This window comes from Paludibacter sp. 221 (assembly GCF_010501035.1).
Taxonomy (GTDB): domain Bacteria; phylum Bacteroidota; class Bacteroidia; order Bacteroidales; family Paludibacteraceae; genus QVMH01.
Genome location: NZ_QVMH01000037.1, coordinates 95,739 through 116,183 on the forward strand (window position 1 = coordinate 95,739; position 20,445 = coordinate 116,183).

A 20,445-nucleotide genomic window follows, 5' to 3' on the forward strand; every position below is an offset into this window, starting at 1 on the left:
CGGACAAGGTCAAAAGAGTACCTATAACAGATTGAAGAAACATTCGACATTTTTTGTCATATACTTAGAGCATGAAGAAATATTTTAAACCTGTGATAATTACAGAATCGGAAAGCCTGTGTATAAGAAAATTTCTTCCGGAGGATGCGGATGCTGTTTTTCTGTACCGCTCTTTGGAGGAAGTTGCCCGGTATCAGTATTGGCAGCCATATACCAAAGAGCAGGCATCGGATTTTGTCAATCAGTGTAAAGACTCTGATATGGCAACGGAAGGCGGGTGGAATGGTTTTGCAATTGTGTATAAAGAAAGCGGACAGCTAATAGGTGACTGTGCCGTTAAAATAACCGGACATGCTGCTGAAATCGGTTGCAATATTTCACCTGTGTATCAAAAACAGGGTTTTGCAAGGGAGGCAATGCGGCTTGTTATTGATATGTGTTTTAACCTGAGGGGAGTGAAAGTGGTGTGTGGTATTACCGATTCGGAAAACGCGGCATCGGTCGGGCTGATGCAGGCTATAGGAATGTCAAAAACAACGGATTTTGTGAACAGGATTATGTGCAAGGGTGTTTGGTGTATTGAACATGAATATTCAATTAAGAAAGCGGAATAATTTTTCAGAAAAATGGACTAAATTATTATTACAAATTTTATTTTGGAAAACTTTTGTATTTTACAAAAAATATAAATCACTTATTAATAGTGTATTCTGTGTTTTTTTTTGAAAACTTTTATGATTTTATAAAATTAAAAGTTTATTATTATAGTTGATTATTCAATAATCTGTTCTACCTTTGTAATCGGATACGGTTCCTTCTAATAAAGAGGATGAAAAAGGGAATCCCGTGTAAGTCGGGAACTATCCCCGTAGCTGTAAGCTCTTTTTATAGTTAGCTGTCGGGTAGCTAACAGTTAACAGTAAAAAATGTGCCGGACTGTACTTTGCCACTGAATCTGTGCGATAATGATTTGGGAAGGCTTCCGGACACAGGAGCAAGTCAGAAGACCTGCCGTATTAGCGAAAAAAGATTCCGGGCTTTCGGGCGAAAAGCAAAAGGATAGGTAAAAGTGTGCTACGGCCGGATATCTCCTGTCGGTAAGCGATCGCCTCCCTTTTATTTTTTCTTTTCCACCGTCTTCCCATACGTTTTTTTCATAGTATTTAAAAATAAAATTCAATCTCCTTGTTGGCGCAAGTTTAGCGTAGCGTAACTTGTGCCGGAAGCAGCTACAGTTTTTGAAAAACTGTGAAAAACGTACACAAGTCCGCAGACTTGTGCCAAATATGGAGCCGCCTCTTTTTTTAAAAAAAGATTGAAAAAACATCTGTTGTGGGTCATGTTTTTATTTTTTTGTCGTATACAGAACATTTTAATATAAAATCATAATGGAAATCACTATTGTAAAAAGAGACGGGAAGAGAGAACCGTTCTCAATCGAAAAAATCAAAAGCGCAATAGCCAAGGCTTTTTTATCAGTGGGCAGTTTTGCTACGGAGGATGTTATCACTAATATCCTGAGCCGTGTAAGTATTACTGATAATGTAACCGTAGAGGATATTCAGAATCAGGTGGAAATAGCGCTTATGGCAGAGCGGTATTACAATGTGGCAAAGGCTTATATGCTTTACCGCCAAAAGCATATTGAAGACCGCGAAGTGCGCGATAAGCTGAATTTCCTGATGGAGTATTGCGATGCAAAAAATGCGGCTTCGGGTAGTAAATACGACTCGAACGCCAATGTGGAGAACAAGAATATGGCTACGCTTATAGGTGAGTTGCCAAAATCGAACTTTATCCGCCTCAACCGCCGGATGCTTACCGACCGTATTAAGGAAATGTACGGCAAGGAATTGGCTGATAGATACATCGAACTGCTGAACGACCACTTCATTTATAAAAACGACGAGACGAGCCTTGCAAATTACTGTGCAAGTATAACGATGTATCCTTGGCTGATTAGCGGTACAGCGTCGATAGGCGGAAACTCCAAAGCACCAACCAACCTGAAATCGTTTGCAGGCGGGTTTATCAATATGGTTTTCATGGTGTCGAGCATGCTTAGCGGGGCATGTGCTACGCCTGAGTTCCTGATGTATATGAATTATTTTATCGGGTTGGAGTATGGCGACGATTATTATACGCATCCCGACGAAGTGGTAGATTTGTCGAAAAAACGGCGTACGATTGATAAAATCATTACTGACTATTTTGAGCAGATTGTTTATTCAATCAACCAGCCAACCGGCGCACGCAATTTTCAGGCGGTGTTCTGGAATATCTCTTATTACGATAAGTATTACTTCGAGAGCCTGTTTAGCGAGTTTGTATTCCCTAACGGGAGCAAGCCTCATTGGGAGTCGCTCAGTTGGTTGCAAAAGCGTTTCATGAAATGGTTTAACAAAGAGCGTACCCGCTCGGTGCTGACATTCCCTGTAGAAACTATGGCTCTGCTGACCGAAAACGGCGATGCTAAGGACAAGGAATATGGCGACTTTACGGCCGAAATGTATGCCGAAGGACACTCGTTCTTTACGTATATAAGCGATAATGCCGACTCGCTAAGTAGCTGCTGCCGCCTGCGCAACGAAATTCAGGATAATGGATTCAGTTATACGCTGGGAGCAGGAGGTGTTTCTACCGGCTCGAAAAGTGTGCTGACTATCAACCTGAACAGGTGTATCCAGTATTGTACCCGCAAGGGAATGCACTACCAGTTTTTCCTCGAAGAGGTTATCGACCTCGTACACAAGGTGCAACTGGCTTACAACGAAAACCTGAAGTATATGCAGCAAAAGGGTATGCTGCCATTGTTCGATGCAGGCTATATCAACATGGGACGCCAGTATCTTACTATTGGTGTGAATGGGTTGGTGGAGGCTGCCGAGTCGTTCGGAATTGAAATCAACGACAATCCTAAGTACGAGGAGTTTGTGCAAAACATATTGGGATTGATTGAGGATTACAACAAGAAATTCCGCACGAAAGAGGTAATGTTCAACTGCGAAATGATTCCAGCCGAAAACGTTGGTGTAAAACACGCCAAATGGGATAAGCGCGATGGCTATACGGTGAAACGCGACTGCTACAACAGTTATTTTTACATTGTGGAGGATGAATCGTTGAACATTGTGGATAAATTCCGCCTGCATGGGCGCAAATACATTGAGCACCTGACAGGTGGCTCGGCCTTGCACCTTAATCTGGATGAGCACCTGAGTAAGGAGCAGTATCGCCACCTGATGCGTGTAGCTGCACACGAGGGTTGCAACTATTTTACGTTCAACATCCCTAATACGGTATGTAACAAATGCGGACATATCAGCAAGAATAACCTGCAGGAATGCCCTGTGTGTAAAAGCAAAGACCTTGACTACCTGACACGTATTATAGGCTATATGAAGCGGGTGAGCAATTTTTCGCAAAGTAGACAGCAGGAAGCGGCAAAACGTCATTATGCTACGGTTTCACAATTATGACATCGTGTTTCAGGAAGTACCCGGTGAGGTGACGCTGGCAATCAACATTACCAACTGCCCTAATGGTTGTAAGGGTTGCCACAGTACGCATCTTCAGAAAGATACCGGAGAGCTTCTTGATGAAACTACGCTAACAGCGTTGCTCGATAAATACGGCGAAACTATTACCTGCATCTGTTTCATGGGAGGCGACAGGGAGCCTAAAGAGGTGGAGCGGTTGTCGCTCTTGGTAAGGCAGGCGACAAACGGACGGCTGAAATGTGCTTGGTATTCCGGCAAAGCGGAATTTCCGCACGAGTGCTCGGTGCAGAGTTTCGACTATGTGAAGCTGGGGCCTTATCGGGAGCAGTTCGGGGGCTTGGATTCTCCTACTACCAACCAACGCTTCTACCGTGTGGAAAATGGTGAAATGGTTGATATTACGTTTCGCTTTCGGGCTAAGAAGTTGTAAAGTAATGGCGAAACAGAAATAGTTTTGAGGAAAAAACAAATAATACTGACACATATGGAAATTAAGACGATAACAGAGGATAAAGAACGGTTTATGGACTTGCTGTTATTGGCCGATGAGCAGGAAAACATGATTCGCAGGTATTTAGACAGAGGGGAGTTGTTTGCATTGTACGACCCCGATTTAAAGACGGTATGTGTGGTAACGCAGGAAGATGCAAACACTTGCGAACTCAAGAATATTGCCACTTACGAAAAAGAACAGTGTAAAGGTTACGGAAGCCTGATGATAAAACACGTGATTGAACATTGCAAGGGTAAATGTGATACGCTGCTGCTTGGTACAGGCGATAATGATACGACATTGTCGTTTTACAAAAAATTCGGATTTATTTACTCACATACGGTAAAGGATTTCTTCGTAGATAATTACGACCATGAGATGTTCGAAAATGGGAAACAATTAAGAGATATGATTTATTTAAAAATAAATCTGTCCGTGCAGTGAAATAATGAAAAACAGGCTGCTGTTAATAAATTCTGTTAAACAGATTAGTGTTTTGCTTATTCCCAACGTAATAATATTGTGTAAACGCTTATATAGTAAATAGATATGAAAGAAGAAGCAAACAACAAAATTATTCTTTTAGTCAGCCTCGTTATATTAATTTATTGTTTATTAGTATTATCGGTAGGCAGGCATATAACCAATACAGGTGTTCAATTCGAGTTATGGAATTCGTATTATCTGCTATTTGCAATTGTCATCCCGGTTATTCTGTTATTGCCGGCTAAACTGTTTCCTGCAAGCGGATACAAAAAATTCATTGTACAACGAGAGAATAAAATAAGGAAAATAATTGTTATTGTAACAATTATTTTGTTAGTATGGTTGCTGCTTTGGCACGCTATGGCAGGTATAGGATGTTTAATGAAAGAAAAAATGAAATCACTAAAAACATTAGAAGCCGAAGCCATTGCATTAGTTTATATCGAAAATGATAGTATAGTGAATCTTAAAGCAGGGGTTGTAGATAGTATAAAACAGACTTCCGGTTCATTTTCAAAAAGCACTGCAAAAATTAACTATATTGTATATGGAAAAGACACTTGCTTAAACGCTACTGTCCTATTAATTCGTGAAGAAGAATGGGCACTAGATGAAATAGTTATTAAATAAGCGTTCTTTTTTGGAAGCAATTTCCTCCGCTCGGCATAGCGGAACGTTATGCTGAAAAGAGGCTTGCCTAAGCCATAAATTTATATCTGTATTTAAATACCTTATTTTATGAAAAAGCTAATAATATTTATTTTCTTATCATATACCATTCTTTCTTTTAGTCAAAATAATGAAATTGAAAAATTGGTTAATAAAGCATCTGGAATAGTTGTGCCTAAAGACTTTAAATATTATAACTTGCTTGATTCTAGTTTTGTTTTGGATGTCAATCGTTTGATTAATTACAATCCGTTATTTGAAAAATTCATTAAAAATAATACTGACTTCAAATTATTTGAATTTCTTTCTTCTTTTGATAGTTTAGAAAAAATCAGTTGGAGCAATTATAAGATAGAAAAAGCACATTTATATTCATATGATAATATTCCCAAATTTGCTACACATTCAAAATTAGTAACAATAATATCGTATAAAACATCAAAATCAGAATTAGACAGTTTAAATCGCATTAAAAAGTATAATGAAATCATAGTTCCCGTTAAGAAATGGTGGCCTAAAAAGAGAATAGAAAAAGAGATAGATAAAAAATGGGATGAACGAGAAAAAAATACTGTGTTGGAGAACCAAAAGTATTTCGAGTTTTCTACTCCTGTTTTTTCTTCAAACTATAAATATGCGATTATACAGTTAATTACAGGTGGAGAACGAAGTATGACCTATGTGTTCAAAAAAGTGGATAACGATTGGATTCCCTTTTCTGCAATTGATGAATATGTATATTAACAAAAAGTCCTGATTGAATTTTCAATCAGGAACTTCCGTACCCAGAGCCGGGATCGAACCGGCATGGGAATTACCCCACTGGTGTTTGAGACCAGCGCGTCTACCAATTCCGCCATCTGGGCGTTAGCGGTGCAAAAGTACGTTATTTTTTGGAATTACCAAATTTATTTTTCCGAAAAATAGTTTTATGGCTGAATAACGTACTTTTGCGCTGCTTTTTTATCTATTGCTGCTTAGCCTGAATATTATGGGCAATGTGCATTTTACTTTCACGGCTTTGTCGCGTTGCTTGCCGGGATTCCATTTTGGCATGGCTTTTATCACCCTTACGGCTTCTTTGTCGAGCAATGGGTCAACACCGCGCACTATCTGAATATCGGTGATAGAACCATCTTTGTTTACTATAAACTGGCAGATAACCTTTCCTTCTATCTCACCTTCTATTGCAGGAACGGGATAGCGCAGGTTTTTTGACAGAAACTCGTTCAGGTTGAACGAAGTGCTGGGCATCTCTTCCACTGCAACGAATGTGTCGTCGGGGTCGTCCTCTATTATAGGCTCTACGTAGGGCGGAATAATAATTTTTTCGTCCGGATTAAGCTCGCTTGTGAAATTGTTGTCTTTGGTTTCCGTGTCGTTGGATACTTCTTTATAATCGGTGACAGGAGGTTCCGGTTTTGGTGGTGGAGGCGGTGGCGGTGGTTTAACCTCGGCTGTTTGCGGAACATCAATCACATCTACGGGAACCTCAGGTCCTTCAATCGATACATACACCGTTCTTTCGCTCGACCATTCCAGTGCAACGTACAGCACCGTTAGCGTAGCTACTAAACCGAGCATCAAAAATAAGGCTTTTTTGCTTTCCAGATTGGCTTTCGGAGATTTTTTGCTTACCATGGCTTTTTGTTTTTAAAAGGTTAGTATCTTGTTAATTTCAAAATGAAGAAACAATTATTCAGGTTAACAACAAAAATCGTACGAAACAGTAATTTTTCAGAGGTCGAGTGTGCGAATTTAAAATTTCATCCGCTTGTTTGATTATAAAACGCAAGTATATGCTTTTTATTATTTCTATCCGTTCTTTTTATTCACTTTACTCACGGGTCTTTTTGTAGTGTGTGCCGAAAATTTTATCTTTGTGTAATCGAAAACTTTTTAAACCCCTGATAATATGATTAAAAAAACGGTGCTTACCATAGCATTTCTTGTGTCTGCCACCTTGGCGTGGGCATGTACTAATTTCCTTGCCGGAAAAGGCGCTACGGTGGATGGGTCGACCCTTGTGACTTACTCTGCCGACTCGTACTCGCTTTACGGTGCTTTGTACCACTATCCGGCAGCTACCTACCCTAAAGGGACTATGCTCGATATTTACGAGTGGGACACAGGTAAATACCTTGGGCAGATAAAGCAGGTGGAGAAAACATACTCCGTTATCGGCAATATGAACGAACACCAGCTTTGCATCTCGGAAACTACTTTTGGCGGACGTGAAGAACTGGTAGACACCACCGGAATAATGGACTACGGGAGTTTGATATACGTAACCCTGCAACGTGCCAAAACAGCCCGCGAAGCTATTAAGGTAATGACCGACCTTGTAGCCGAGTATGGTTATTATAGTGGTGGAGAGTCGTTTTCCATTGCAGATGCAAACGAAGTGTGGATTATGGAAATGATAGGGAAGGGCACAGGCAATAAAGGTGCTGTGTGGGTGGCAATGCGCCTGCCCGACGACTGTGTGTCGGCACACGCCAATCAGGCACGCATCACTACCTTTCCGTTGAAGGATAAGGAGAACTGCCTGTATTCAAAGGATGTTATCAAATTTGCACGCGAAAAGGGATATTTTAATGGAAAAGATAAGGATTTCAGCTTTTCGGACACATACAATCCGCTCGATTTTGGAGGGCTTTATTGGTGCGAAGCCCGTGTGTGGACTTTCTTTCGCCGGATAGACCCGTCGATGGATAAATACCTTTCGTACATCAAAGGCGAAACAAAAGAGCGTATGCCGCTTTGGATTAAGCCTGCGAAAAAGGTAAGCGCACAGGATTTTAAAAACTACATGCGCGACCAATATGAAGGTACTGAACTTGACATTACTCAAAACATGGCTGCCGGCCCGTTTCATACCAAGCTGCGTCTGAGTCCTCTCTCGTTCAAGGTGGATGGCGTGGAGTATGCACAGGAGCGTCCCGTAGCTACACAACAAACCGGATTTACTTTTGTAGCACAGATGCGCAACTGGCTGCCTGACTATATAGGAGGCATACTTTGGTTTGGTGTGGACGATGCTGCCACCGCGCTTTACGTGCCAATATACTCGAGCATCACGGCTGTACCTACGTGTTACGACATTAATAACGGTAGCCTTTTGGAGTATTCGCCTACTTCGGCTTTCTGGATTTACAACGCAGTAGCAAATTTTGCATACAGCCGTTACTCGCTTATGATGCCCGACATCAGGAAGGTGCAAAAACAGTGGGAGGACGATTTCAATACGCTTGTTCCTGAGATTGATAAACAAGCGGCAACAATGTCGAAAGACGATGCGCGGGCATTTCTGACCAAGTTCAGTATAGAACAGGCGCAGGCTTCTACCGATTCGTGGAAAAAACTGGGCGAATATCTGCTTGTAAAGTATCTGGATGGTGTAGTGAAAAAGGAAAAAGACGGTAAATTCCTGCGAAACGAATATAGTTTGCCAGCTAGCGTTTTGCGCCCCGGCTATCCTGAGGAGTATCTGCGTGAGATGGTGAAACATAACCAAAATCTCCGCGTGAAAACTGTAGAGGAAATGAATAACAGGAAATAATATCTTTTTTTAAAAATAGTTTTATCCACCTCCCTTGTCAGTATATCTGATGAGGGAGGTTTTTTTTACATCCCATTTTCTCTTAAGTGGAAACGATTCTTGTTAATTTTTAATATTGATTAAAGCAGTACTCCTTTCTCAAAACGAATGTAAAAATCAGAACTTTGTGTGCTAAGTATTTGTTCAAAAATTACATATAAAGGATAAATGCCGATAAAGTGAAAACCCCTTATATAAGACCCGGAGTACTTGACGTTACTACAACGCAAAGTAACTTCTACAAAAAAGAAACAGGTTGAAATAAAATAGTTTTGATGGAAAATTTGTTTTATGCTTTTTTTTGACGAAAGCCGCATGGGTTAGCCCCGGCGGTCTTTTTTTATCTGCGATGCCAAGTAGTATTTAAATTGCCGAAAAAATGTCAAAACAAGTATTTAAACAAATCATTCAATAACATTTTTAGTAAGTTTGCTGTTGGTAAATAACACAGGTAAGGGCAACCGCATCAAAATATACAGAATTGTTATTTTATTCTTTCGTAGCCATAGCTAATCTTTCCGCCTCAGCTGGTGAGCGTAAAGAAATTCAGCGTAACGTAGCGTTAAACAGGATTTGCTGTTTGACGAGCGTAGCGAGGAGTTTCAAAGCCTGTAGCGGAGTGTAGCTGAATTTTAGCGAAGCAGGTGTAGCGGTGGCTTNGTGGCTTTTTTGTTTACTTTTTCAGCTATAGGAAAAAGTAAAAGCCTGTCCGGCTGGAGGACGAAAGAATAAAGAAATGAGGATATCGGAACTCTCCCTAGATCCCTCTCTCAAAGAGAGGGACTTGGAGACCGAGAAACGAAAGAACAACATCTGATGAATTTGGTGTTTAAAATGTAATTTTGGTGCGTTGCCCTAAACACAGATTATTTAATGTTGTTTTGCTCACATAGAATACATATAAAAACACATAGAGCACAGTAAAGCTTGTGTGTAAACTAACTGAACCTATGTGCCATAAATAAATACGATGTACTTATGTTTGCCATCTAAACCATTTTAAAAGCGTATGAAAACAGATATTGAGATTGCCCACAGCATAAAGCTGAAAAAAATATCCGATGTTGCCAAAGAAATCGGAATCGAAGAAGAATCGGTAATTCCTTATGGGCGGTATATGGCAAAGATTCCTTATGACTTGATTGACGAGAAAAGCAGCCGTAAAGGAAAACTGATATTGGTTACAGCCATTACCCCTACCAAAGCCGGTATAGGTAAAACTACCGTCTCTATCGGGCTGGCTCTTGGGCTGAATAAAGCGGGTAAGAAAGCCGTTGTAGCTTTGCGCGAGCCCTCGCTTGGCCCTTGTTTCGGGATGAAAGGCGGGGCTGCCGGAGGCGGATATGCGCAAGTACTGCCGATGGAGAATATCAATCTGCACTTTACAGGCGATTTTCATGCCATTACGGCTGCCAATAACATGATTTCGGCATTGCTCGACAATTATATTTACCAAAACCGCGATAAGGCGGATGGCATCAAGCAGGTGCTTTGGAGGCGGGTGTTGGATGTAAACGACCGTAGCCTGCGCCAGATTATCACAGGCTTGGGTGGTACGGCAAACGGTGTGCCAACTGAAACGGGTTTTGACATTACCCCTGCTTCGGAGATTATGGCTATACTTTGCTTGGCCGAGAATCTGGATGACCTGAAACGCCGTATCGAAAAAATACTTTTGGGCTATACCTACTCCGGTAAGCCATTTACAGTAAAAGACCTTGGGGTGGCAGGCTCTATAGTCGTGTTGCTTAAAGATGCACTCAATCCTAACTTGGTGCAAACCACGGAGCATACTCCCGCTTTTGTGCATGGAGGGCCGTTTGCCAATATAGCGCATGGTTGCAACTCGGTAGTAGCTACTAAAATGGGGCTTAGCTTTGCCGACTATGTGGTGACCGAAGCCGGTTTTGGAGCCGACCTCGGCGCCGAAAAATTTCTTAATATCAAATGTCGTAAAGCAGGCATCAAGCCCTCTCTTTCAGTGCTGGTGGTCACTACACAGGCTTTGAAAATGCACGGCGGTGTGGATGTAAAGGACATTAAGCTACCTAATGCCGAAGGACTGGTAAGGGGATTTGAGAATATGAATAAGCATATCGAAAACCTCAGGTCGTTTGGGCAGAAAGTGCTTGTAGCGTTTAATAAGTATGGCTTTGATACCGACGAGGAAATAAAACTGCTGCGTGAGCATTGCGAGCAGCAAGGAGTGGGTTTTGCTGTAAACGATGCTTTTGCCAAAGGCGGCGAAGGTGCTATGGAGTTGGCCGAAAAAGCAATTAAGATGATTGAGCAGGGAGGCTCGTCCGATATACGGTTTACCTATGAAGATACGGACTCTGTCCGGCAGAAGATAGAGAAAATAGCTGTCGGCCTGTATGGAGCAAAACGTGTCCTTTTCTCGAAAAAAGCACTTGCCATGATTCCTAAGATAGAGGAACTGGGAGCCGGCAAATATCCTGTTTGTATAGCTAAAACGCAATATTCGTTTTCCGAAGACGAGAAAGCGTATGGTGTAGCACGCGATTTTGACTTTACGGTTAACGATTTGGTGATAAATAACGGTGCCGAATTTATTGTAGCCATTGCAGGCAACATTATGCGTATGCCGGGACTGCCTAAAGAGCCTCAGGCAAAGTACATTGATCTGATTGACGGCGAAATTGTGGGATTGAGTTAGTAGCGGGTAGCGGGTAGATGGTAGTTTGTGGTCGCTCGTTTTTAGCGAATAATTTGAACTGCATTGTAAATGAGATACCATTTTTCCCTCGTTGCAAACGAGGGGCAGGAGAGAAGTAAATTTTAACTTGGGCTTGCAGCCCGCCAAGTTTGTTATTGCAAACTAACCCAAGGCGACGCTTCGCTTTGCCATTGGGCTAAATTAAAACGGGCTTACAGCCCTTGAAATCATGCTTCTTCTAACCCTTGAAATCTTCCGACTACGACTGATTTATAATCCGAAAGGATGAGGATAGCCTTCAATAATTGTATATGATAAAATACGTCAGGCTGCCGGAATCCGGCAGCCTGACGTATTTTTATAATCCTTTAATCCGATTATTTCAGATTCAATTTCTTTTTTACAAGCGCTGTAATGTCGTTCGATTTTGGCGACTGATATACGATGCTTTGTGTAGCAAGGTCGAAGATATAGGTGTAATTGTTTTCGGCACCTACTTCGTTGATGGCTTTTTTGATTTTCTCGATTACCGGCATCAACATTTCCTGTTGTTTTTGTTGCAGGTCGGAGTTTGCAGTTTGGTTCAGGGTAGTTATGCGTTGTTCCATCTCAATTATTTCGCTCTGACGGGCTTGTTTGATGCTTTCGGGCATGGTAGCCTGTTTTTCCTGAAATTCCTGAATTTTAGCAAAATACTCTTGTTGCATTTTTTCCATTTCGCTCTTCCATTGGGTTTGGAGCTCATTCATTTTAGTTTCAATCTGGTCCAGTTCGGGCATTGCCATCAGGATTTCTTGTGTATTGATGTGTCCTAATTTATCCTGAGCAAATGCAGCCATCGGAAGTACACAAAGTAGAAAAATTACTGTTTTTTTCAACATGGTTTTATTGTTTAGTTGTATAAATTTATGAATTCGTTTTTATGAAAAACCAAAAAAAATAATTCCTTAATTCTTTGATTTTTAAAAGTGTGCAAATTTAAAAAATTATTTTGAATATCCCAATTTCCGCAGTACTTCGTCGCTTATATCCAGCTTGGGGGATGCTATAATTACGTGCATAGCCGAGCTACGGTCGAATACAAGTTCATAGCCTTTATCGGTTACAATTTCCTGCAATGCTGCATATATTTCGTCCTGTATGGGCTTCATCAGGCTTTCGCGTTTTTTGAAAAGCTCTCCGTCTTGCCCGAAGTATTTACGTTTCAACTCCTGTGCAGCTTTTTCTTTTGCTATGATTTCTTCTTCGCGCTTTACTTTCATATCGTCCGATAGGAACACAAGCTCGGTTTGGTAGTTTTTGTACATTTGCTGTACTTCTTGTGTTTGGGCTTCTACTTCCGATTGCCATTTTTTCGAAATCTGGTTTAGTTGCTCCTCGGCAGTTTCGTAACTGGGAATATTTTTCATGATATATTCCATATCTACCATAGCAAATTTCTGTGCCTGCGATGCAAATGCAAATCCGGCAACGACGAATAGTGTAAGAAGGACTTTTTTCATAATATTATTTTTTTAAATTGTTTCACTCATTAAGTTGTATTTTAATGAGATAACAAAATCTTTGCCAATATGTGTTTTAGAACCAAGAATTAGGATTTGCCAATATGCCAATGAGACTAATATGCCTATTCTCTATTTGCTCTTTTATTCACTTGTTTACTACTTGTAACTACTTCTACCCCCTCGCTGCCGCACGATTGCATCGTGTGGCTTTTTTGACCTTTTTATTTTACCACGCGAAAAATTCGCGCGGTAGCGAAGTAAAAGTACTTTCTTCTAAAATTCTCGTTTACTTGTCTACTTGTTTACTTGTCTACTCGTCTACTTTCTCTTCTACAACTCTTGTCCCAGTACGAAGTGGAAGTGGCTTCCGCCTTTTCCGGTCGAATTGTTTGTTGGGTCGAATCCATATGCCCAGTCAATACCCATGAGGCCGAACATAGGCAGGAATATACGTACACCCAGCCCAGCAGAGCGTTTAAGGTTGAATGGGTTATATTCTTTCAGGCTACTGAAACTGTTACCTGCTTCGACAAAGGCCAGTGCCCAGATGGTTGCATTTTGCTCCAGCGAAAGCGGATAACGCAATTCTAAGGTAAACTTATTGTATAGAAATCCTTTGTATGCCCCCCAGTCTTTGTCCAGAGGAGTAAGGCTACCGGAGTCGTACCCACGCATGGCTATGTATTCTTCACCATAACTTGTGTATGCCGACATACCGTCGCCCCCAAGGGTGTATGTGCCGATAGGAGAGCGCAAATCCTGATTATAATGTCCGAGGTATGCAAACTCAGCACGTCCCATAAGTACAAATTTTTCGTTTTGCGACATCGGGGTGAATGTTTTTGCACTGAATTTCCATTTATGGTATTCTATGAAATTGTATTTTTCATAACGCTCGGCAATAGGTATCGAAGCATAGTCTACCTCACCTCTGAGAAGTGAGTAAGGTGGTGTAAGCTGTATGCCCAGCGAGAATGAGGAACCTGTACGTGTGTAGATAGGGTTGTCGATAGAGTTACGGCTGAAATTCAGGTTGAGGCTGAATGTATGATAATTGCCATCGCCCAGCGGGTAAAGTATCTGATACCACTCTTTCAGCATGTACAGTTGGTACGAGAGTTCTCCGTAGAATGTAAAATAGTCGTCGGGCCAGCTCAGACGCTTTCCGTACCCTACTGATACTCCTAAGGTACGCATGTACTTTTCGGGATCTATCTCGTATTGCATCGAGTTGTAATAGTTCTCCTGATAGTCGTTGTAGCCATAGCCATAACTGCTTCCATACCCATATCCTCCGTATCCGTAGTAGGGGTTGTACATGCTGCTGTAATAGTCGTTCCAACGGTTGCTTACACGCGATTGTGCTGCATAATATGCCGATACGGATAGCGAGTTTGGGCGTTTGCCGCCAAGCCAAGGTTCGAGAAACGATAGGCTTACCGAATTGTAATACTGGGCATTGGTACGTGCATTGATGGTAAATGTTTGCCCTTCGCCCTGAGGTACTATCCTATACATTTCGGGGCGGAAAAGATTTTGGATGGCAAAATTGGTAAATTTCAGCCCCAAGCTTCCTACTATCCCTGTTGCTCCCCAGCCAAGCGAGAATTCAACTTGGTCGCTTCCTTTGGTTTTCAGTATATAATTCAAATCCACCGTTCCATCTTCGGGGTTGGGCGAAATACCGCCATCCTGGAAGTCGGCAAATAGTTGCTCCTGATCGAAGTGTCCCATCTGTGCCAGTTCGCGCAGCGTACGTATTACTTGTGTCTGGCTATACAGTTGTCCCGGTTTGGTACGCAACTCGCGGCGGATAACGTGCTCGTAAACACGCTCGTTGCCTATAATGTTTATCTCGTTGATAGTAGCCGGCTTGCCTTCGAAAATACGCATTTCGAAATCGATGGAGTCTCCATCGAAGTTAACTTCTACCGGTTCGATATGTGAGAAAAGATATCCCCTGTCCTGATAGAGTTTGCTCACCGCATCGTCTTCGGCATACAAGCGTTCGTTCATCAATTTGTAGTTGTATACGTCTCCTTTTTTTATGCCCAGCACGTTGTCCAGAAACTCGTAAGGATAGATGGTATTACCCACCCAGTTTATATTGCGGAAATAATACTTGTCGCCTTCGTGTACTGTGATGTATACATCTACGGTTTTTTCGTCGTGCGTCACTACGCTGTCGGTTACGATGTAGGCATCGCGATACCCTATTTCGTTGTACTTTTCAATCAGTGTTGCTTTATCTTTTTCGTATTCTTCGCGTACGAATTTTTTTGTCCTGAAAAAATTCATCCAACTTGGGTCGTTGGTTTTTTTCATCGCCCTGTTTATCTGGTTGAACGATAGGGCTTCGTTTCCGTTGATGTTTATCGAGTTTACTTTTGTTTTTAGTTTTTTGTCTACCTCGATGTCTACAATCACACTTCCGGGATTATCAGGGTCGTTTCGTTGAAGTACCTTGGCTTCGGCATTCGCAAAACCTTTTTCTTCCATGTGTTTTTCAATCACCTTTTTGGCACGGTCTGATATATTGGGAGTAATCTGGCTTCCTTTTACAAGTCCTAAACGTGGCTCCAGTTCGTCAATTTCCGATTTTTTCAATCCATGAAAATTTATTGCTGAAATGCGTGGTTGTTGTTTCAACGCGATATGCAGCCATACTTTGCCTTCTTCCATCCGGGTGGCGTATATTTTTACGCCCGAAAAAAGCCCTTGTCTCCAAAAGCGTTTTGTTGCGTTGGAAATTTCATCGCCGGGGATGCTTACAATATCGCCCTCTGCCAACCCCGAATAGCCTATAATTACAAAGTCTTCGTAATTGTCGGCTCCCGATACGGTTATTCCGGCTATTTCGTATTTGACGGGAATGCCTCCGTATTCGACAACGGGGAGATTATCTGATTCTTCATTTTCATCATTTGTTTGCGCAGTGAGCAAATGGCTGAAAAAGAATAAAAACGAGAAGAATAAAAACAGCGTTTTAGTTTGCATCATAAGAAGATATTATAATATATCTACCCTTTTTTTGACCTTTTTTTGTAAAGGTATCGTTTAATACAAGAGTATATTATTTCTCAAATTCCTGAAAATTATTTTGTTAATCCGTCGGGCTATAAAACCGGGAAATTCCGGAAATGTGACTTATAGCTTGTTTCTCTATTTCCCGAAACGCCGTTCGCGTTGCTGGAAATTGTATATTGCTTCGTATAAGTTTTCTTTTCTGAAATCGGGCCAGTTTACATCTGTAAAATACAGTTCGGTATAGGCCAACTGCCAAAGCAGAAAATTGCTTATACGCAACTCGCCGCTTGTACGGATAAGCAAGTCGGGGTCGGGAATTGATTTTGTATCCAAATGCCTCGAAATCACATCGGCTGTTATATCGTCGGGGTTCAGTTTGCCGTCTTTCACCTCTTCACAAATCTCTTTTACGGCATTGGTTATTTCCCAGCGCGACGAATAGCTCAGGGCTAATACCAAACTTAACCCTGTGTTGCCGGCAGTATCATCCAGACACTTCGCCATTTTTTTTGCAGCTCCTTCGGGCAGGCGTTTCAGGTCGCCTATTGTCAGCAGGCGTACATTGTTTTTGTTCAATGTGGGGGTTTCTTTCTCAATCGTATCTACCAGCAGTTCCATCAGGGCATCCACTTCTTCTTTCTTACGTCCCCAGTTCTCGGTTGAGAAAGCGTATAATGTCAGGTATTTTATTCCTATTTCGGCGGCTGCTTCAGTTGTTTCGCGTACCGAAACCACCCCGTTCTGATGTCCTACAATACGGTCGAAACCCCGTTCTTTTGCCCAACGCCCGTTGCCATCCATTATGATAGCAATGTGTTGCGGCAATCGTGCTTTGTCAATCTTCTCTTTGTAGGTCATTCTAAAAATACTTCTTTTTTCTTAAAACTTGAGGCAGTCACATTCTTTTTTCCATATGTCGAATGTGATTCCTACGGTAAGGGCCGACAGCAAATCGTTGTTAAGGAAATTGCTCCCGTTCAGCCCATATTGGTCGTTGTATACGGCTATTCCTTCCATGTTGTCTTTCAGCAGTAAGCGGTTTGAAAACTGGGCATTGAAATTGAAACGCCCTCCCATCTTTACTTTAATTCCGACTCCGAAAGGAATGCTCACACCAAATTTCTGTTGAGTTGCCTCGTATTTATAATTCATCATTCCCACACCTAAAAAGATGTAAGGTGAAAATATTTTGCTGAAACGCTTGTATTTGTTCTTTTCCAGATCGAAAAAGTTGAATTCTCCGCACAAGTCCACCATATTCAGCGGATTGTCGAATGCTGTAAGGTCTGCTCCTCCCTTTACCGAAGTACGGGAGTACTCGAGCCTTGCTGCAAGCCTTGTATCGAACCGATAGCGAAAAAGCGCTCCATAATCGGGTGTAATGTTTTTAAACGGGGTAAGATTTGCATCTCCCATGTAGTAAGCTACACCTCCCAGCAAGCCTATTTCTGCCCTGTAATCGTTTCGCTGTGCATGCAAAAGGGAGCAGAAACATAAAAACACACTGATAATTAAAAATTTTCCGGATTTTGAGTACATGTAATTTTAGTTTTTTGAGTCTGAAAATTTAAACGTGCTTTTTATCCAAAAATTTCATATACCTCCGAAAAAAATCAGCAACAAAAGTAATGATAATCTTTTAATATAGGCAAAGTAGCTTTGAAGCAGGGTGTTTATTTAACAAAAAATTGCAAAAATAGTCAGATACTTGCATTTAGCTGTTATGGTGTGCTGTAATTAATAAAATTCGATAAAATTAATAGCGTCGAGTGCTAAATTTTCTTTTGCTGTCATTTGCTGCTGTTCCTCAGGTGTTTTGTCGGTTTGCCCGCACAGGTGCAGTATGCCGTGTATGATAACGCGGTGCAGCTCTTTGCCGAAACTTTGCCCGAATTTTCCGGCATTGCTTTTTACCGTGTCTACGCTCACAAAAATATCGCCTCCGAGGATGTTTCCCTGCGTATAGTCAAACGTGATGATGTCGGTATAATAGTCGTGGTCGAGGTATTGTTTGTTCACCTCCAGTATCCTTTCGTCGGAGCAAAAGATATAGGAGATTTCGCCTATCTTTTTGCCATAAACAGCGGCCGTGCTTTTTATCCAGCCCGATACGTTTTTCTCTTGTATATCAAGAGGTTCTATGTCTTCGTAGTAGTATGTAATCATTTGTTTATTGCGTTTTTGTTACTTACAGGATGTGTTTGCTAATTCATTTCTTATTGTCGTTGTAAACGACTAACGATTAATCCCCTCGTTGCAAACGAGGGGAAGGGTATAGTGAAAAATGTTCATAAAACAGTACTTGCTTCTACTCCTCGTTTTTAACGAGGAGTTTGTGGTTATTCGTTTTTTTTAACGAACAACTTCGACCGCATTGCAAATGCAACGCCACTCCCCCTCGTTACAAACGGGGACTGATTTTTAATTTTTAGTTTGTTCGTTCTTTACAGAATACTTTAATGTAAGCAGGCTTTGCTTTACGTCTATCTGGTCTTTAAGCACCCATGCCCTACGGTTGCTCAGTATTAAATAAAAATCTTCCTCGTAGCCATTCTTCATGTTGATTGAAGTAAACAGTAGTTTATGAAAGCGAAATTCGTTAGGATAAGTAATCTTGTCGAAAGTATAGCTTTTAGCTCTGCCAATAGCTTTTTTGAAAATAATTTTATCGTCTGTCACAGTCACCTTAGCCAATGTGCTCAGAAGGAATACTGTTGCTCCAATCATTAACAACAGTAAGATACCTCCTATTACCATACCGGGATGGATACGTCCTAACGAGCCTGTAATCAGCAGAAACAGGATGCAACATAAGGGTAGTACAACCCATAATACTGTCATTAGTATTAACAATGTATTAGTCCATTTGGAAGAGAGCGTCTGTTTTTCCATTTTACGAAATCAATGTTGCTATGATGATTTTATATTTTTAATAAAGTATTACCCAAAGAACAAGTAGGCTACAAAAATAGCGGTGATTATTCCTACCAAATCGGCCAGAAGCGCGTAAGGTACCGTGTATCGTCCGTTCTTGATATTGACAGCACCGTAATACACCGAAACTACATAGAAGGTAGTGTCGGTAGAGCCCTGAAATATACCGGATAACCGCCCTGCAAACGAGTCGGCTCCGAACGTACTCATGGTTTCCACCATCATGCCCCGCGCTCCGCTACCGCTCAGGGGCTTCATAAGTGCGGTAGGCATACCGTCTACCCAGCGGGTATCCAGCCCCATCCAGGCAACGAAAGATTTCAATCCATCGACCAGAAAATCGAGGGTGCCCGATGCCCTGAGCATGCCTACTGCCACCAAAATAGCAATAAGGTAGGGGATGATGCGTATAGCTACCGAAAAGCCATCTTTTGCCCCTTCGATGAAAGAGTCGTACACGTTCACCTTTTTTCGCATGCCGCTTATAATGAAGGCGATAATTACCGTGAAAAGAATAATGCTGGCAGCCACCGCCGATACTTGCTGTACTTGGCTTTGCTCCATACGGCCGAATAGCCATACTACGCCTCCTATAATCAACGCTACTGCCCCAAATGTGCCTAATATGACTTTATCTATCTTTATTTTTTGTTTTACGCACACCGCTAATACTCCAATCATGGTGGAAACAAAGGTGGCTATCATGATAGGGATAAATACATCGGCCGGATTGGATGCTCCCATCTGTGCACGTATGGTCATTACTGACACAGGGATAAGCGTCAGCCCCGAAGCGTTAAGCACCAGAAACATAATCATGGCGTTGGAGGCACGCGACTTGTCGGGGTTTATATCCTGCAACTCGCGCATGGCTTGCAGCCCGGCAGGTGTAGCGGCATTATCAAGCCCAAGTATGTTTGCCGACAGGTTGAGGAGTATGGAACCCGAAGCGGGATGATTGTCCGGTATATCGGGAAAGAGCCTGCGAAAAAGCGGGCGTACCGCGCGCGAAAATACGGCTATCATACCGCCGTTTTCGCCTATTTTCATAATGCCCATCCACAGGGCAAGTACTCCTGTGAGTCCCAGCGAAATTTCAAATCCCGTTTTGGCCGACGAAAACGTGGAGTTTACAATATCGACAAATACCTGCGAGTTGCCAAAAAACAATAATTGGATGCACGCTACAATAAATGAAACGAAAATAAACGCTATCCAGATATAATTGAGTGCCATGCGAATAGTATAATAGTGAGCAACAAAAGTACATTATTTTTATGAGTTATAAATAATGCGGCAATGCCATGTGTAGTTTATCCGGTTTATTTCGAGCCTGTATTTCATACCGTTAAATATTTGTGCTTAAAAAATTAAGCCTTTATTTTTGTCCTCACATTCTTCGGGTAAAAATTGAGGAATGATTTAGTTAGCTACAAGTTATAGGCTACAAGCTATAAGTCTTGTCCTTTATCTTTTGTTCTTTTATCTGTTTTAATATAATATGACTTTCTCTCAGCAAATAACACCTCAAAAAAATGCTTTTGCAAACGTTA

Annotated in this window: 17 protein-coding genes, 1 tRNA gene and 1 riboswitch; of the genes, 8 read left to right on the plus strand and 10 right to left on the minus strand. The window is 41.6% G+C overall.

Annotated elements, in window-relative coordinates:
• Nucleotides 1-71 precede the first annotated feature (71 nt).
• From D0T49_RS08995 to D0T49_RS09020, 6 genes are all read left to right on the plus strand, one after another.
• On the plus strand, nucleotides 72-614 hold the full coding sequence (locus tag D0T49_RS08995; RefSeq protein ID WP_163630530.1) for a GNAT family N-acetyltransferase: 543 nt from the start codon (nucleotides 72-74) through the stop codon (nucleotides 612-614).
• Nucleotides 615-791: 177 nt separating this feature from the next.
• A riboswitch (cobalamin riboswitch) is annotated at nucleotides 792-1,031 on the plus strand.
• 357 nt (nucleotides 1,032-1,388) lie between these two features.
• Entirely contained in the window at nucleotides 1,389-3,479 is a 2,091-nt protein-coding gene (nrdD, locus tag D0T49_RS09000) for an anaerobic ribonucleoside-triphosphate reductase (RefSeq protein WP_163630532.1), read from the plus strand.
• Nucleotides 3,457-3,930, plus strand: coding sequence for an anaerobic ribonucleoside-triphosphate reductase activating protein (gene nrdG / locus D0T49_RS09005; protein ID WP_163630534.1), 474 nt, complete (start codon nucleotides 3,457-3,459; stop codon nucleotides 3,928-3,930). The genes nrdD and nrdG overlap by 23 nt, the downstream gene beginning before the upstream one ends.
• Before the next feature lie 54 nt (nucleotides 3,931-3,984).
• Nucleotides 3,985-4,437 (plus strand): GNAT family N-acetyltransferase, encoded by a 453-nt coding sequence (locus D0T49_RS09010; protein WP_163630536.1) that lies wholly within the window; start codon nucleotides 3,985-3,987, stop codon nucleotides 4,435-4,437.
• A 105-nt stretch (nucleotides 4,438-4,542) separates the two neighbouring features.
• Entirely contained in the window at nucleotides 4,543-5,109 is a 567-nt protein-coding gene (locus D0T49_RS09015; RefSeq protein ID WP_163630538.1) for a hypothetical protein, read from the plus strand.
• Nucleotides 5,110-5,217: 108 nt separating this feature from the next.
• Nucleotides 5,218-5,892 carry a hypothetical protein gene (locus tag D0T49_RS09020; protein WP_163630540.1) on the plus strand — a complete coding sequence of 225 codons (675 nt, stop codon included), beginning with the start codon at nucleotides 5,218-5,220 and terminating at the stop codon, nucleotides 5,890-5,892.
• 38 nt (nucleotides 5,893-5,930) lie between these two features.
• On the opposite strand, the gene D0T49_RS09025 is transcribed toward D0T49_RS09020, so the two are convergent.
• Nucleotides 5,931-6,014, minus strand: a tRNA-Leu gene (locus D0T49_RS09025).
• A gap of 97 nt (nucleotides 6,015-6,111) precedes the next feature.
• The gene (locus tag D0T49_RS09030) at nucleotides 6,112-6,789 is read right to left on the minus strand and encodes an energy transducer TonB (protein ID WP_163630542.1); all 678 of its coding nucleotides are present in this window, start codon (nucleotides 6,787-6,789) and stop codon (nucleotides 6,112-6,114) included.
• Between the two features lie 274 nt (nucleotides 6,790-7,063).
• Between D0T49_RS09030 and D0T49_RS09035 the strand changes: the two genes are divergently transcribed.
• A complete protein-coding gene (locus tag D0T49_RS09035) occupies nucleotides 7,064-8,710 on the plus strand; it encodes a dipeptidase (RefSeq protein ID WP_163630544.1) in 1,647 nt (548 codons plus the stop codon).
• Between the two features lie 1,048 nt (nucleotides 8,711-9,758).
• On the plus strand, nucleotides 9,759-11,426 hold the full coding sequence (locus D0T49_RS09040; RefSeq protein WP_163630546.1) for a formate--tetrahydrofolate ligase: 1,668 nt from the start codon (nucleotides 9,759-9,761) through the stop codon (nucleotides 11,424-11,426).
• Between the two features lie 377 nt (nucleotides 11,427-11,803).
• Here D0T49_RS09040 and D0T49_RS09045 read toward each other — a convergent pair whose 3' ends face one another.
• The 8 genes from D0T49_RS09045 to D0T49_RS09080 all read right to left on the minus strand — a co-directional run bounded on the left by D0T49_RS09045 (nucleotide 11,804) and on the right by D0T49_RS09080 (nucleotide 20,128).
• Complete coding sequence (locus D0T49_RS09045; protein WP_163630548.1) at nucleotides 11,804-12,307, minus strand: OmpH family outer membrane protein; 504 nt, start codon at nucleotides 12,305-12,307, stop codon at nucleotides 11,804-11,806.
• Nucleotides 12,308-12,412: 105 nt separating this feature from the next.
• Nucleotides 12,413-12,928, minus strand: coding sequence for an OmpH family outer membrane protein (locus D0T49_RS09050; RefSeq protein ID WP_163630550.1), 516 nt, complete (start codon nucleotides 12,926-12,928; stop codon nucleotides 12,413-12,415).
• A 333-nt stretch (nucleotides 12,929-13,261) separates the two neighbouring features.
• Nucleotides 13,262-15,928 carry an outer membrane protein assembly factor gene (locus D0T49_RS09055; RefSeq protein WP_163630571.1) on the minus strand — a complete coding sequence of 889 codons (2,667 nt, stop codon included), beginning with the start codon at nucleotides 15,926-15,928 and terminating at the stop codon, nucleotides 13,262-13,264.
• Between the two features lie 165 nt (nucleotides 15,929-16,093).
• The gene (locus tag D0T49_RS09060; protein WP_163630552.1) at nucleotides 16,094-16,816 is read right to left on the minus strand and encodes an isoprenyl transferase; all 723 of its coding nucleotides are present in this window, start codon (nucleotides 16,814-16,816) and stop codon (nucleotides 16,094-16,096) included.
• Nucleotides 16,817-16,837: 21 nt separating this feature from the next.
• Nucleotides 16,838-17,497, minus strand: coding sequence for a DUF6089 family protein (locus D0T49_RS09065; RefSeq protein WP_163630554.1), 660 nt, complete (start codon nucleotides 17,495-17,497; stop codon nucleotides 16,838-16,840).
• Nucleotides 17,498-17,695: 198 nt separating this feature from the next.
• Nucleotides 17,696-18,124: an rRNA maturation RNase YbeY gene (gene ybeY / locus D0T49_RS09070; protein ID WP_163630556.1), complete on the minus strand. Its 429-nt coding sequence runs from the start codon at nucleotides 18,122-18,124 to the stop codon at nucleotides 17,696-17,698.
• Between the two features lie 255 nt (nucleotides 18,125-18,379).
• On the minus strand, nucleotides 18,380-18,850 hold the full coding sequence (locus D0T49_RS09075; protein WP_163630558.1) for a hypothetical protein: 471 nt from the start codon (nucleotides 18,848-18,850) through the stop codon (nucleotides 18,380-18,382).
• Nucleotides 18,851-18,898: 48 nt separating this feature from the next.
• Entirely contained in the window at nucleotides 18,899-20,128 is a 1,230-nt protein-coding gene (locus tag D0T49_RS09080; protein ID WP_163630561.1) for a nucleoside recognition domain-containing protein, read from the minus strand.
• Between the last annotated feature and the right edge of the window lie 317 nt (nucleotides 20,129-20,445).

Bases quoted from the DNA above. Each gene is read 5' to 3' on its own strand.
- D0T49_RS08995 (WP_163630530.1), top strand. From the start codon at position 72: ATGAAGAAATATTTTAAACCTGTGATAATTACAGAATCGGAAAGCCTG.
- nrdD (WP_163630532.1), top strand. From the start codon at position 1,389: ATGGAAATCACTATTGTAAAAAGAGACGGGAAGAGAGAACCGTTCTCA.
- nrdG (WP_163630534.1), top strand. From the start codon at position 3,457: ATGCTACGGTTTCACAATTATGACATCGTGTTTCAGGAAGTACCCGGT.
- D0T49_RS09010 (WP_163630536.1), top strand. From the start codon at position 3,985: ATGGAAATTAAGACGATAACAGAGGATAAAGAACGGTTTATGGACTTG.
- D0T49_RS09015 (WP_163630538.1), top strand. From the start codon at position 4,543: ATGAAAGAAGAAGCAAACAACAAAATTATTCTTTTAGTCAGCCTCGTT.
- D0T49_RS09020 (WP_163630540.1), top strand. From the start codon at position 5,218: ATGAAAAAGCTAATAATATTTATTTTCTTATCATATACCATTCTTTCT.
- D0T49_RS09030 (WP_163630542.1), bottom strand. From the start codon at position 6,789: ATGGTAAGCAAAAAATCTCCGAAAGCCAATCTGGAAAGCAAAAAAGCC.
- D0T49_RS09035 (WP_163630544.1), top strand. From the start codon at position 7,064: ATGATTAAAAAAACGGTGCTTACCATAGCATTTCTTGTGTCTGCCACC.
- D0T49_RS09040 (WP_163630546.1), top strand. From the start codon at position 9,759: ATGAAAACAGATATTGAGATTGCCCACAGCATAAAGCTGAAAAAAATA.
- D0T49_RS09045 (WP_163630548.1), bottom strand. From the start codon at position 12,307: ATGTTGAAAAAAACAGTAATTTTTCTACTTTGTGTACTTCCGATGGCT.
- D0T49_RS09050 (WP_163630550.1), bottom strand. From the start codon at position 12,928: ATGAAAAAAGTCCTTCTTACACTATTCGTCGTTGCCGGATTTGCATTT.
- D0T49_RS09055 (WP_163630571.1), bottom strand. From the start codon at position 15,928: ATGCAAACTAAAACGCTGTTTTTATTCTTCTCGTTTTTATTCTTTTTC.
- D0T49_RS09060 (WP_163630552.1), bottom strand. From the start codon at position 16,816: ATGACCTACAAAGAGAAGATTGACAAAGCACGATTGCCGCAACACATT.
- D0T49_RS09065 (WP_163630554.1), bottom strand. From the start codon at position 17,497: ATGTACTCAAAATCCGGAAAATTTTTAATTATCAGTGTGTTTTTATGT.
- ybeY (WP_163630556.1), bottom strand. From the start codon at position 18,124: ATGATTACATACTACTACGAAGACATAGAACCTCTTGATATACAAGAG.
- D0T49_RS09075 (WP_163630558.1), bottom strand. From the start codon at position 18,850: ATGGAAAAACAGACGCTCTCTTCCAAATGGACTAATACATTGTTAATA.
- D0T49_RS09080 (WP_163630561.1), bottom strand. From the start codon at position 20,128: ATGGCACTCAATTATATCTGGATAGCGTTTATTTTCGTTTCATTTATT.